This is a genomic window from Nocardioides soli, from assembly GCF_014191495.1.
GTDB classification, from domain to species: Bacteria; Actinomycetota; Actinomycetes; order Propionibacteriales; family Nocardioidaceae; genus Nocardioides; species Nocardioides soli.
The window spans coordinates 837,680-850,780 of sequence record NZ_JACHWR010000002.1 but is presented as its reverse complement, the minus strand read 5'-3'; the positions used below and the strand labels follow the sequence as shown (position 1 = coordinate 850,780).

The following is a 13,101-nucleotide window of genomic DNA, read 5'->3' as shown; positions in this document are numbered from 1 at the left end:
CGGCCCCACCTCCGCCCGTCGGGAGACTGTCTCTCAGTCGCGCGACGGCAGCACGCAGAACTCGTTGCCGGACGGGTCCGCGAAGTGCCGCCACGGCAGGTCGCCCCACCCGAGGTCGAGCTCGCGGCCGCCGCGATCGGCGATCCCCCGCGCCACCGCGTCGGCGTCGTCGCCCGGCTCCAGCCGGAGGTCGAGGTGGATCCGGTTCTTCGCAGGCCCCTTCGGCTCCGTCTCCGGACACAGCTCGAGCAGGGGGCCGCGGCGCGACGCGTGCTGCAGGCTGGGCAGCCCGGACCCCTCGATCGGCACCCACCCGGACAGCCACGACCAGAAGTCGCGCTCGCGGTCGGGGTCGGCCACGTCGAGCGGCAGCGCCGCGATGGGCCCGGTGCCGTCGTACGCCGCGCGCTGCTCCATCACGCAGAATGCGTTGCCGTCCGGGTCGGCGAGCACCACCCACGGCACCTGCCCCTGACCGATGTCCGCGCGTCCGGCGCCCGAGGCGAGAAGTCGCTCGACGACCGCCTCCTGCTCCTCGGCGCCCCGGAGGTCGAGGTGCAGGCGCTGGGGCCCCGCCGGGGGCTCCGGCACCCGCTGGAAGCACAGGTCGAGCACCGGCCCCTCCGCGACGGCCAGCCTGGTCTCGAACCCGGCGAGCTCGTCGGTCAGTCTCTCGGTGCCCAGCGCGGCCTCCCAGAACCGGCCGAGCGCCTGCGGGTCGGTAGCGTCGAAGACGACGTTCTCCAGGAACACGACCCCACCGTAGGCAGATGCCGGCCTCCGCCGTCCAGCGACGGGAGCACCGCACGCCGGCTCCGGCAGGATGGCGACCATGGCAGGCATCGCAGGCGGACGCGACTGGATCTCGGCACTCCCACCGCGGCTCGACGGTCAGCGATCGGCGCTCGCCGGACTGCTCGACTTCTGCGAGAGCGCCCCAACGGTGACCTCGCTGTCGGTGGGCTGCTCGCTGGGTCGGGGCGCCGCCGACGAGCTCTCCGACGTCGACGCCGCGATCGGCGTCGGTGCCGAGCGGGGTGCTGGCGGCGCCGAGCGGGTGCGCGAGGTCGAGGAGTCACTGGTCGAGCGACTGAGCGGTTGGGGGTTGATCGACCTCCTCCGCGACGAGTCGTCGACCGGCGAGCTCTTCATCCGGCGGGTCTTCGCCCAGCTCACCGACGGCGTGCAGCTCGATCTGGCCGTCATCGCGGAGGCGGAGGTGCGGCGCGGCGACGCGGCGCCGGACTTCGTCTCGCTGTACCGCACAGGCGACGTCGGGGACGACACGGCCATGCCCTCGGCGTACGACGTGGCCGGGGACCGGGTCCGCACCTGGGCCTTCCTGGGCTGGCGGGCGCTGCTCGACGCGGACAAGTACCTGCGCCGCGAGTCCCCGTGGGAGGCGCACCAGCGTCTCGAGGAGGCCCGGCGGCACATCTGGGCGCTCTGGGCGGCGGCCCAGGGCACGAGCTACCCGTGGCACGGCCTGTCGCAGGTCCTCGACCACGACCCGTCCTCGCTGCCGGTGGGCATCGGGGCGACCGTGGCGGGCCTCGACCTCGCCGAGCTGCGGGCCGCCCTGATCGCCAGCGCGTCGGTGCTCGACGAGGTCAGCGCCGCCGCGGCCCGACGATGCCCCACGAGCCTGCCGACGGGCCTCGCCCAGTTCACCCGTGGGGTGCTGGCCGGGTCGCGGCGGCGATGAGTTTCGCCGCTGCCTGCAGTCTTCCCATGCACCGCGCTCCTCACCTCGAGGAGCGCGAGACCACCGCTCTGCAGAGGAGGCGATCGTGAGGCTGCTGCTCACGTCCGCGGGAGTCACGAACCCGAGCATCCACGACGCGCTGGTCGGCCTGCTGGACAAGCCGATCGCGGAGGCCCGCGCCCTCTGCATCCCCACCGCTCAGTACGGCCATCCCATGTGTGGGCCGGACTCGGCGTGGCGCTTCGTCAGCGGCCGCAGCCACCTGCCGATGTGCGACCTGGGCTGGCGGTCGCTCGGCGTGCTCGAGCTGACGGCGCTGCCGAGCATCGACGAGGAGCGGTGGGTCCCCTGGGTCCGCGACGCCGACGTCCTGCTGGTGGCCGGTGGCGAGGCGACGTACCTGTGCCACTGGATGCGGCAGTCCGGGCTCGCCGACCTCCTGCCGTCGCTGCGGGACACCGTCTGGGTGGGGCTGAGCGCCGGCAGCATGGTGCTCACCCCGCGGATCGGCGCCGACTTCGTCGAGTGGCCCTCCGCGCCGGACGACCGGACGCTCGGGGTCGTCGACTTCTCGATCTTCCCGCACCTCGACGAGGTGCCGGAGAACACCCTGGCCGAGGCCGAGCGATGGGCGCGCGAGATCGCGGGGCCGGCGTACGCCATCGACGACCAGACGGCCATCGCGGTGACCGACGGCACCGTCGAGGTCGTCTCCGAGGGACACTGGAAGGTGCTCCGCTCGTAGCCGAGCATCGGCCTCACGGCTCGCCCTTGTGTCGAGCACCGCCGACCAAGCGGCAGACTTGCGCCATGCCCGGGTACCTGCCGCACGACTGTCCTCAGATGCGGACGTTCATCGAGGACAGCCGACTGCCGATCGGCTACACCGATCGCTTCCGGGAGTACTGGATCGAGCTCGTCGCCGGCCATCGCGCGCTCCAGGTCATCGAGTTCTGTCCCTGGTGTGGCGCTGAGCTCCCCCGCTCACTGCGCGATGAGTACTTCGACGCACTCGAGCCACTGGAGGTGGACATCGGAACCGCCGTCGACGAGCTACCCGCCGAGTACCGCGACGACACCTGGTGGCGACGGCTCGAATCGCCGTGAGTCGGCCTGGTTGCTGACGGTGGCCTCGGAAGAGCGATGCCGTTCAGGACGGGAGGCGCGTCTCGGTCGGCACGCGAGTGTTGCCGCGGACCTCGACCGGGACCGACCGGAATCGAGGAGCACACAGCCGCGATCCGTGCGGAGACGCACGGCGACATGCGGTGACATGCATGCTCAGCTAACACATCGACCGAACATGTCAAGTCTCGCCGATACTCTTAACATGTTCGAGAGCCGCGCCAAGCGACACCTCCACGGCATGCAACCGCGCCGTCGGGCCGACTCGGGCGGGTCCCGATGACCTGGCCCAGGGTCGGTGGCCTCCGCGCCCTCGAGCTCGGGACGCCGGGCGACCTGCGCGCGCGACTCAACGCTCTCGTGCTGGACGGGCGCAAGCAGGCGACGGCCGACCTGCGGAGCGAGTACGAGGAGGAAGGCGAGCCGATCGAGCATGTCGGCGAACGTCTTGCCCTCCTCGACGATGACGGCCAGCAGGTCGGCACGGTCGAGGTGACCGGGGTCGAGGTGCTGGCCTTCGGCGAGGTCCCGTGGGCGTTCGCCATGGCGGAGGGGGAGGGCGACGCCGACCTGGAGGAGTGGCGGGCGGGCCACCGTCGCCACTGGGAGGGCCTGGGCACCCCGGTCGAGGTCGACACTCCCATCGTCTGCCTGAGGTTCGTCCTCAGTCACTGAGCAGCGGCCGGGTCGGTCACGTCGGCGACCTCCGCACCCAGGACTCGGATCAGGTCGGCGGCGGACACGGTCGCGGAGACCCCGTGGGCGCCACCGCCGATGGACACCGTGCCGTCGACCCGCGCGTCCGCGACGACCGCCCACGGGCGGAGCGAGCCGAAGGGCGTGATGGTGCCGCGCTCGTAGCCGGTCACCTCGCGGGCCGTCTCGGCGTCGGGCATCGAGAGGCGGTTCACCCCGAGGAGGGTGCGCAGCTTGGGCCAGGAGATCTGCCGGTCACCAGGGACCAGGACGAAGAGGTAGTCGTCCGCGCCGCGTCGTACGACCAGGGTCTTGATGACCCGGTCGGGGGTGACCCCTCGCGCCTGAGCCGCCTCCTCCAACGACCTCACGGGGCCGTGCCGCACGATCGTGTGGTCGATGCCCGCGGCCGTGAGAGCAACCGCGGCCCGTGCCTCACCCGGGCTGGTCATCGCTCTCCTCCTCGCCGGCCGGCCGTCGCGTGCGGATGTCGGTCAGCGACGCGGTCGCGACGGCGTCGATCGCACACCGTGCCCAGCAGACTAGTGCCCAGACCGCCCGCGAGGTGCGCGTGGAGCAGCGCCGACTCATCGCCGACCCGTGGAGCCGCTCGCCGGTGTCAGGCAGACCGAGTGCGACACGCCGTCGTTCCCCGGCGTGTCGCACTCGCATTCCCTGACCACCCCGGCCGGGCGCCGGCGTGTCTCGTCGTTTCCCCGGGCAGCCGGTGAATCGGTGAAGGCCGTGGACACCCGGCGTCGGCCGACCCAGCCCGGCGATTCCACAGGTCACCCCGCGTGTCCTCCCGGGGTGCCGCGCCGTGCGTCCTCAACCCACCAGCGAGCTGCGGAACCGCTTGAGCCGCAGGCTGTTGCCCACCACCGACACCGAGGAGAAGGCCATGGCCGCACCGGCGAGCATCGGGTTGAGCAGGCCGGCGGCCGCGATCGGGATGGCGGCGGTGTTGTAGCCGAAGGCCCAGAAGAGGTTGCTCTTGATGATGCCGAGCGTCCTGCGGGAGAGCCGGATGGCGTCGACCGCGACCCGCAGGTCGCCCCGCACCAGGGTGAGGTCGCTGGCCTCGATCGCGACGTCGGTGCCGGTGCCCATGGCGAGGCCGAGGTCGGCCTGAGCCAGGGCGGCGGCGTCGTTGACGCCGTCGCCGACCATGGCGACGACCCGCCCCTCGGCCTGGAGCCGCTTGACGACGTCGACCTTGTCGCCGGGCAGGACCTCGGCGAAGACGTCCTCGGCGTCGATCCCGACCTGGGCGGCGACGGTACGGGCGACCCGCTGGTTGTCGCCGGTGAGCAGGATCGGCCGGAGGCCGAGCCCGCGCAGCTCTCGGATGGCCTCGGCCGAGGTGTCCTTGACCTGATCGGCGACGACCAGCACCGCGCGGGCCCGGCCGTCCCAGCCCACGGCCACGGCCGTGAGGCCCCGGCCGGAGGCGTCGTCGAAGGCGCCCTGGAGATCGTCCGTCAGGTGCTGGGACCACTCGGCGAGCAGCTGCGGACGACCCACCAGGACGGCGTGACCGTCGACGATGCCCTGCACACCGAGCCCTTCGACGTTGGCGAAGTCCTCCACCTGCCCGAGGTCGCCTGCCTCGCGGGCCGCGTCGGCGATGGCGCGGGCGATCGGGTGCTCGGAGGCATCTTCCAGCGCACCGGCGAGGCGCAGCACCTCGGCGACGTCCTCACCGACCGCCACGTGGGTCTCGGCCAGGCTCATCTCGCCGGTGGTGACGGTGCCGGTCTTGTCGAGGACGACCGTGTCGACCTTGCGGGTCTGCTCCAGGACCTCGGGCCCCTTGATGAGGATGCCGAGCTGGGCGCCGCGGCCGGTGCCGACCATGAGCGCGGTCGGGGTCGCGAGGCCGAGCGCGCACGGGCAGGCCACGATCAGCACGGCGACCATCGCGGTCAGCGCACCCGCGACGCCGGCGTCGCTGCCCAGCCAGAACCCGAAGGTGCCGACGGCGACCGCGATCACGACCGGGACGAAGATGCCGGAGATCCGGTCGGCCAGCCGCTGGACGGCGGCCTTGCCGGTCTGGGCGTCCTCGACCAGCCTGGCCATCTGGGCCAGCTGCGTGTCGGCGCCGACCCGGGTCGCCTTCACGACGAGGCGGCCCGAGGCGTTGACGGTCGCGCCGACCACGGAGTCGCCCGCGCCGACCTCGATCGGCACGGACTCGCCGGTGAGCATCGACTCGTCGACCGCGGAGCGACCCTCCTCGACCACGCCGTCGGTGGCGATCTTCTCCCCCGGCCGGACGACGAACAGGTCGCCCACCGCGAGCTGCGCCACCGGCACGCGCTGCTCCACGCCGTCACGCAGGACGCTGACGTCTCGTGCGCCCATGTCGAGCAGGGCACGCAGGGCCGCGCCGGCGTTGCGCTTGGACCGGTGCTCGATGTAGCGGCCCAACAGGATGAAGGTGATGATGCCGGCCGCGGCCTCGAGATAGATGTTCGAGGTTCCGCTGGTGCGCTCGATCGTCAGCTCGAACGGGTGGGTCATCCCCGACACCCCGGCGTCGCCCCAGAACAGCGCGTAGACCGACCACCCGAAGGCGGCCGTCGTACCCATCGAGACCAGCGTGTCCATGGTCGCGGTGCCGTGCTTGAGATTGGCCCAGGCCGCCTGGTGGAACGGGAGGGCACCCCAGATCACGACCGGCGCGGCCAGGGTGAGGGAGAGCCACTGCCAGTTGGTGAACTGCAGCGCCGGCGCCATCGCCATCGCGATCACCGGGACGCTCAGCAGCGCGGAGACGACGAGCCGGTTGCGCAGCGCCCGCAGAGCGCGGTCGGCCTCGTCGTCGACGGAGCCGCCCGCCCGGGAGGCGCCGTCGTCGGCCGCGCTGGGCGGCTCGGGCAGCCTCGCGCCGTACCCCGCCGATTCGACCGCCGCCACCAGGTCGTCGGTGGTCACGCCGTCGGCAACGGTGACCTTCGCCTTCTCGGTGGCGTAGTTGACGGTGGCGGTGACGCCGTCGAGCTTGTTGAGCCTGCGCTCGATGCGGTTGGCGCACGAGGCGCAGGTCATCCCGGTCAACAGCAGCTCGACATCGGTCCCTGCGGGGGCTGGGGTGCCGACGGTGTCGGCGATCGTGCTCATCTGGCGCTCCTCGTGCCTCTCGTGGTGATGGCTCAGTGCCGGTGGTCGCTCGAGTGGGCCGGCTCGCCGGCGCCCTTGGCGGCGTCGGCCGCGGTGGACTCGGCGTCCAGGGTGAGCGGTGCGGTGTGGACGACTCCGTCGACCTTGAAGTCGAGGAAGAGGTGGTAGCGACCGGAGCTGGGCACCTCGGCCCCGAAGTCGACAGTCGGGCCGGGCGAGGTGACCCCGTCGCCGGGCTCGCCGCCTGGGTGGACGTGCAGGTAGGCGAGGTCGCCCTCCCGAAGCGCGACGAGGTGGCCGTAGGCACCCAGGTACGGCTCCAGGTCGGTGACCGGCTCCCCGCCCTTGCTGATCTCGAAGTCGAGCGCGGAGTGCTCGCCCGTCACGAGGTCACCGGTCACGGTGACGGTGAAGCCGCCGACGGTCGCCGTGCGGGTCGGCTCGGGAAGGCGCTGCGCACCCGCGTCGCCGGCGACGGCGAGGTCGGCCCCGAGGGTCAGGCCCTCGCCCCCGGCAGGGACGAAGTCGGCGAAGACCCGCCACGCCCCGGGACTCAGGTCCAGTTCCACCGACCAGGTGCCGGTTGCGGCATCGAAGGACGGGTGGACGTGCTGGAAGCCGGAGAAGTCGCGGCGGACAGCGATCAGGTGCAGGTCCTTCTCGTGGGACCTCTCGTACTCGGTGACGGGCTCTCCGTCCGGGCCGGTGATCCGAAAGCCGACCTCCCGCCGGCCGGCGCGGTACCCGGTCGGCGCAAGGTCGAGGGTGTACCCGCTCGCCGAGACCTGCAGTCCCCCGGGCAGTTCCTCGGTGGTGGCCATGGGTTCCATTGCTGCTCCCTTCTGAGAACTGCTGTGTGTCGAGTGGCTCGCGACCGCCGGCTCGACCTCGCCCAGGTCGGTGCGCTCACCGACGAGCCAGCCGCCGGTGAGCACGACCGCGAGTCCCACGCCGTACGCCGCGAGCCGGGTCGGGGCGTTCATGCGAGCCGGTAGCCCGCCTCGCGCACCGCGGCGTCGACCGCGGCGCGAGGGATGGGCTGGTCGGAGCCGAAGGTCAGCGCACCGGAGGCCAGATCGACGACGACGTCACGGACACCGTCGATCGAGCCGACCTCGTCGGTGACCGAGGAGACGCAGTGTCCGCAGGTCATCCCGGCCACGGTGTACGACGCTTCCGCGGCGGGCCGTGTCGACGTACGGGTGTCCTCGATCTCGACGGCCTGGTGGGTGTTGGTACTGCAGCAACCGGACATGGTGCTCTCCTCTGATCGTGGTCCATATACCCCTATGGGGTATATGGACGAGACTAGTGGGTACCCCCTAGGGGTAATCAAGACAGAGTGACGCGGCTCACCCGAACGGCAACGATGCGCGGGCGATCGACGCACCCGACCCGGAGGGTGTCGGTGCGCGGTCCAGGCCTCGCCGGTGCGACGAGGCCTCTCTTCGCAGCACGGCCTAGTGACCCGGACGCGAAATCCGTGCCATAGGTCGTGCTCCGAGTGCGTGCCTCGCCAGGCGGCGGAGCGCAGGGCTACCGGGCGTATCTCAAGCTCTGCCAACGCCGCGAGGGGCGTGCTCGGGGTGCGACATAGGGTGCGGATTTCAAGTTCGGGTCACTAGGCGAGCAGCGGGACTCCGAGATCCGACGGGGCACGCGAGCGCTTGCCCATCACGACCCAGGCGGCCAGGGCCAGGAGGTAGGGCGCCATCAGGAAGACCGCGGTCGGCACGTGGCCGCCGAAGGTCGCCTGGGCGATGAACTGCAGCGCGTCGGCGGCGCCGAACAGGACCGCCCCGAGCGCGACCCAGCCGGGGTGCCAGCGAGCGAACATCGTCAGCGCGAGCACGAGGTAGCCGCGCCCGTCGACCAGGTTGTCGACGAAGACGCCCCCGGCGTTGACCAGGACCAGGGTCGCACCCGCAGCACCGGCAAGCGTTCCGTTGACGACCATGACCCACATCCGGATCCGCGGGACCCGGATGCCGGCCGCCGACGACGCCAGGGCGCCGTCGCCGACCGCACGGACGAGCAGCCCCACCCGGGTGCGGAAGAGCAGGAACACGCCGAAGGGCGTGAGTACATAGAGGGCGTAGACGATCGGGCTCTGGTCGAAGAGGACCTCGCCGATCCACGGAAGGTCTCCGAGCAGCGGGAGCTCGTGCCGGTCCAGCGCCGAGGTGCTCGGGACCTCCATTCCGGTCGGGAACAACCCGCGTCGCAGCATGCTCGTCGCGCCCAGCACGATCAGGTTGAACCCGATGCCCACGACGACCTGGTCCGCACGGAAGAGCACGACAGCGACCCCGTAGAGCGCGCCGAGCACGGCGCCGGCGAGGGCGGCGCCGGCGAAGCCGACGATCACGTCGCCCGACCAGGATGCAACGGCCGCGGCGCCGAAGGCGCCACTGAGCATCAGGCCCTCGATCCCGATGGTGAACACGCCGGCACGCTGCGCGAAGGTCTCACCGAGCGCGGCCAGCAGGATCGGCGCGGCCAGCGCGATCGCACTGGCCCAGAAGAAGGACTCGACGAGGTTGTGCATCAGGCGATGCCCTTTCGCTGTGCCCGAAGCGCCTGCGCCCCGGCGGCGCAGGCCAGCAGCACGATCGGCAGGCCCTCGACCACGTAGGCCAGGGACGCGGTCACGCCGAGCTCCTGCTGGAGTCGGGTCGCCGTACTGAAGATGCCACCGAAGATGAGGGCAATGACCAGCGCCCGCCCCGGGCGCAGGCTGGCCAGGAAGGCGATCGCCAGGCCTTCGAAGCCGAACCCGGACGAGAATCCCTGGATCAGGCGGAACTGGACGCCGAGCGTCTCCCCTGCGCCGGCGAGCGCGCAGACGGCGCCCGAGATCAGCATCGCGGCGACGGTGAGCCGGCCGACCCGGAGCTGCTGGTAGCGGCTCGCGACCGGGTTGTAGCCGACGCTGCGCAGGCGCAGGCCCAGGGCCGTTCGGTCGAGCAGGAACCAGACGAGGACGACGCAGGCGACCGCGATGACGATGCCGTAGTGCAGCCGCGTGAACCCGAACCGCGGCAGTTCCGCGACGGCGATGACCCGCTTGGACTGGTTGAAGGTGCTGGACGGGTCCTTCATCGCCCCCTGCACCATCAGCTGGACCAGATAGATCGCGATGAAGTTCAGCAGCAGTGTCGTGATCAGCTCGTCGCAGCCGCGCCAGACCTTGAGGACGGCCGCGAGGCCCGCCCACAGGGCGCCGAAGACCATGGCGAGCAGGAGGGAGACCGGCAGTGCGAGGGGGCCCGGGATCGAGGGGGCGAGGAACGCACCGCCGAGGGCGGCCCCGATGGCGCCGACCTGGAGCTGGCCCTCCGCCCCCAGGTTGAACTGCCCGCTGCGCAGGGCCACGATGACGCCGACCGCGACCAGGAGCCTCGGAGTCGTGTAGACGAGCGAGTCGATCATCCCCTGCTGGGAGCCGACGGTGGACCGGTAGGCGACGTCGACGGCCTCCGCCGCCGTACCGCCCGCGAGGACGACGAGGAGCAGGCCGATGCCCAGGCTCACCACGAAGGCGGCGATGATCGAGGGCCACGGACGGTCGAAGAGCCGAGCCAGCCGTTCGACGCTGCGCGCCCGGTCGCCCCCGCGAACGGGATCCGGAGCCCTGCTGGGCTCGACCTCGGTCCCGCTGCGGGTGTCAGTCTCGCGCTGGGTCACGGTCCGCCCCCACCATCAGGCCGGCGAGGACGTCCCGGCTCGCGTCCGGATCGGCACTCTCACCGACGATTCGGCCTCCGTACATGACCACAGCTCGGTCCGCGATCTCGACGACCTCGTCCAGGTCGCTGCCGATGAAGACGACTGCTGTCCCGGCGTTCGCCGCGTCGCGAAGGCGCCGCAGGACCTCGGCGGTGGCCCCCGGGTCGAGACCGCGGGTCGCCTGGCTCACCACCAGGACCTTCGGCGACTGGGCCAGCGCTCGGGCCAGGACGAGCTTCTGCTGGTTGCCACCCGACATCGATCGCGTCGGCGCGGTCGCCGAGGCGGTGACGACGGCGTAGTCCTCGATCACGGCACGGGTGTCGGCGCGCATGCGACTGCGACTGAGCAGCCCCACTGAGCTGTACCTGTCCAGCATCGGGAGCACGAGGTTCTCCTCGCTCGACAGATCCAGCACGAGGGCCTCGCGGTGCCGGTCCTCGGGCACGACCGCCGTGTGCGGCGCCAGCCTGCCGCGTGTCTGCGGCTCGCCGCAGGCCACCACGTGGCCACCGTCCGCGATCCGGATGCCGGCGAGCACCTCCACGAGCTCGTGCTGGCCGTTGCCCTCGACACCGATGACCCCCAGGATCTCTCCCTGCCGCGCGGTCAGGGACAGTCCGCACAGGCCCGTGGTGCCGGGCGCGGGAGCCACTTCGAGCGCGTCGACGACCAGGGCGTCCGGGCCCGGCGTCGCCCGCCCCGGCCGGAGGTGGGCGGCGACCAGGTTCAGGTCGCCTTCCGCACTGTCGACGTCCTCGATCTCCGCGACGCCCGGGGCGCTGGAGGTCTCCGCGAGCCGGTGCCGCTGCGGGATGACGAGATCGAGCACCTGGTTCGGGTCGGTGGCACTCGTGGCGAGCGTCGCGACGAGCTCGCCCTTCCGCATCACCGAGATGGCGTCGCTGACGGCGAAGACCTCCCGCATCCGGTGGGTGATCAGGATGATGGCCCGGCCGTCGTCGGCGAGCCCCCGCAGGAGGTCGAACAGCGGCTCGACCTCGGTCGGCGCGAGCACGGCGGTCGGCTCGTCGAGGATGATGATCTGGGAGTCGCGGTCGATCGCGGAGATGATCTCGAGCCGCTGGCGGTCTCCCAGGGAGAGCTCCCCCACCCGGGCTTCGGGGTCGAGCTCGAGCTCGAGCCTGCTGGCGAGCCGGGTCACCTGCAGCGCCGCGCTCCTCCGGTCGTAGCGCCAGGGGGTGTTCCGCGACGCCAGCGCGATCGACTCCGCGACGGTCAGCGACGGGATCAGCTGGTGGTGCTGGTGCACCATCGAGATGCCCCGCTCGAGTGCCTGCCGTGGGGACTCGATGCGGACCGGCTCGCCGCCGATGGCGATCGTGCCCCGGTCGGCGGGATGCACTCCGTAGACGACGTTCATCAGGGTCGACTTGCCGGCGCCGTTCTCGCCCAGGAGGGCGTGCACGGTGCCGGCCACGACGTCGAAGTCGACCTCGCGCACGGCCTTCGTCGTGCCGAACGACCGGCAGACGCCGCGCAGGCTCAGGAGCGCGGCGTCGCCGTCGTTCGGACCCGACATGTCCTCGCCCCCTCTCACACGGAGGGGACCTTCGTCGAGCCGTCGCTCAGGCCGTCGAGCACCTTCCGGGCGGCGGTCTCCACCTCGGCGTCGACGTTGTGGAACGGTGCGAAGTCGAACGCACCGCTCTGCGCGTCCATCTGGACGATCTGACCCTCGAGCTCGCCGTTCGTGTACGCCGCCCCGATCTGGTCGTAGGCGCCGGCCATGTCGACGGTGATGCTCGTGACGATCGCCTGGGGGTACTTGGAGTTCTCGTCCATGTACTCGCCCAGACTCAGGGCGCCGGCGGCCTCCGCCGCCTGGTGCACACCCTGGCCGGCGAGGTCCGCCATCGGGATGACGAAGTCCGCGCCGCCGTCGATGGCCTGCGCGGCGACCTGCTTGGCCTTGGCCACGTCGACGAACGTGCCGGTCCATACGCGGGAGACCTTCGCCTGGGGGTTCACCGACTGGGCGCCCTTCTCGGCAAGGGCCATCGCGCGCTCGGTGGACGGGATCTGCTCGCCGCCGACGATCGAGATGTTGCCGGCCTTGCTCGACAGCCCGGCGATGACGCCCTGGAGGTAGCCGGCCTGGTCCCAGTCGACCGACCAGGCGCTGAAGTTCTTCAGGCCCCCGGTGTCGGTGGCGTAGGAGAACAGCACGAACTGGGTGTTCGGGAACTCCGGCGCCACTTCCTGGATCGCGGCCGCGTAGCCGCTGGAGTGGGTGATGACCATGGCGTAGCCGTCCTGGGCGTACTGCCGGAGCAGGGCCGGGGCGCGCTCGTAGCTCGCCTCCTCGACGTAGTCACAGTCGAAGTCGTACGTCGAGCACATGTCCTCGTACGCCTGGTAGCCGGTGACGTCCCAGTTGCCCTGGTCGACGAACTGCGTGAACAGTGCGGCGACCTTCGGCTGGCCGCCGTCGGACTGCTCACCACTGCCCTCCTTCTCCTTCTGGTCCGCTGACGTCGTTCCGCACGCCGCGAGCGCGAGGAGACAGAGCAGGACGACGAACGGAAGGGCCAAGATCCGCTTCATCAGGACTCCTGGGATTTTGAGATCTCGCATCTTGCATGCGAAATAGAATGTGGCAAGCACCATACGGAGGCCCGGCAACGAGGTCAATGGGTGCGGCGGTGCTCGCGTGGCGCGGCGTGCCCACCGACACCGAGCCGCCCGAGTTGGGTTCC

Annotated in this window: 13 protein-coding genes; 4 read left to right on the top strand and 9 right to left on the bottom strand. The window is 71.4% G+C overall.

All coding sequences use genetic code 11. The features are described 5' to 3' along the window. Positions 1-33: 33 nt before the first annotated feature. Positions 34-753 carry a VOC family protein gene (locus FHU40_RS14550; RefSeq protein WP_183593011.1) on the bottom strand — a complete coding sequence of 240 codons (720 nt, stop codon included), beginning with the start codon at positions 751-753 and terminating at the stop codon, positions 34-36. A 79-nt stretch (positions 754-832) separates the two neighbouring features. Between FHU40_RS14550 and FHU40_RS14545 the strand changes: the two genes are divergently transcribed. The 4 genes from FHU40_RS14545 to FHU40_RS14530 all read left to right on the top strand — a co-directional run bounded on the left by FHU40_RS14545 (position 833) and on the right by FHU40_RS14530 (position 3,505). Next, positions 833-1,705 (top strand): hypothetical protein, encoded by an 873-nt coding sequence (locus tag FHU40_RS14545; RefSeq protein WP_183593010.1) that lies wholly within the window; start codon positions 833-835, stop codon positions 1,703-1,705. An 85-nt stretch (positions 1,706-1,790) separates the two neighbouring features. After that, positions 1,791-2,450, top strand: coding sequence for a Type 1 glutamine amidotransferase-like domain-containing protein (locus tag FHU40_RS14540; protein WP_183593009.1), 660 nt, complete (start codon positions 1,791-1,793; stop codon positions 2,448-2,450). Between the two features lie 65 nt (positions 2,451-2,515). Then, positions 2,516-2,812 (top strand): DUF6980 family protein, encoded by a 297-nt coding sequence (locus tag FHU40_RS14535; RefSeq protein ID WP_183593008.1) that lies wholly within the window; start codon positions 2,516-2,518, stop codon positions 2,810-2,812. Positions 2,813-3,109: 297 nt separating this feature from the next. Next, positions 3,110-3,505 carry an ASCH domain-containing protein gene (locus FHU40_RS14530; protein ID WP_183593007.1) on the top strand — a complete coding sequence of 132 codons (396 nt, stop codon included), beginning with the start codon at positions 3,110-3,112 and terminating at the stop codon, positions 3,503-3,505. Here the strand turns inward: FHU40_RS14530 and FHU40_RS14525 are convergent. From FHU40_RS14525 to FHU40_RS14490, 8 genes are all read right to left on the bottom strand, one after another. After that, on the bottom strand, positions 3,499-3,978 hold the full coding sequence (locus FHU40_RS14525; protein ID WP_183593006.1) for an aminoacyl-tRNA deacylase: 480 nt from the start codon (positions 3,976-3,978) through the stop codon (positions 3,499-3,501). The genes FHU40_RS14530 and FHU40_RS14525 overlap by 7 nt on opposite strands. Positions 3,979-4,354: 376 nt before the next feature. Then, entirely contained in the window at positions 4,355-6,652 is a 2,298-nt protein-coding gene (locus FHU40_RS14520) for a heavy metal translocating P-type ATPase (protein WP_183593005.1), read from the bottom strand. 32 nt (positions 6,653-6,684) lie between these two features. Further along, positions 6,685-7,635 carry a hypothetical protein gene (locus FHU40_RS14515; protein WP_183593004.1) on the bottom strand — a complete coding sequence of 317 codons (951 nt, stop codon included), beginning with the start codon at positions 7,633-7,635 and terminating at the stop codon, positions 6,685-6,687. Then, entirely contained in the window at positions 7,632-7,907 is a 276-nt protein-coding gene (locus FHU40_RS29000) for a heavy-metal-associated domain-containing protein (protein ID WP_183593003.1), read from the bottom strand. The genes FHU40_RS14515 and FHU40_RS29000 overlap by 4 nt, the downstream gene beginning before the upstream one ends. Before the next feature lie 366 nt (positions 7,908-8,273). After that, the gene (locus tag FHU40_RS14505) at positions 8,274-9,200 is read right to left on the bottom strand and encodes an ABC transporter permease (RefSeq protein WP_183593002.1); all 927 of its coding nucleotides are present in this window, start codon (positions 9,198-9,200) and stop codon (positions 8,274-8,276) included. Further along, complete coding sequence (locus FHU40_RS14500) at positions 9,200-10,339, bottom strand: ABC transporter permease subunit (protein WP_183593001.1); 1,140 nt, start codon at positions 10,337-10,339, stop codon at positions 9,200-9,202. The genes FHU40_RS14505 and FHU40_RS14500 overlap by 1 nt, the downstream gene beginning before the upstream one ends. After that, positions 10,320-11,924: an ABC transporter ATP-binding protein gene (locus FHU40_RS14495; protein ID WP_183593000.1), complete on the bottom strand. Its 1,605-nt coding sequence runs from the start codon at positions 11,922-11,924 to the stop codon at positions 10,320-10,322. Before FHU40_RS14495 ends, FHU40_RS14500 begins: the two co-directional genes overlap by 20 nt. A 14-nt stretch (positions 11,925-11,938) precedes the next feature. After that, on the bottom strand, positions 11,939-12,949 hold the full coding sequence (locus FHU40_RS14490; RefSeq protein ID WP_183592999.1) for a BMP family protein: 1,011 nt from the start codon (positions 12,947-12,949) through the stop codon (positions 11,939-11,941). Positions 12,950-13,101 lie beyond the last annotated feature (152 nt).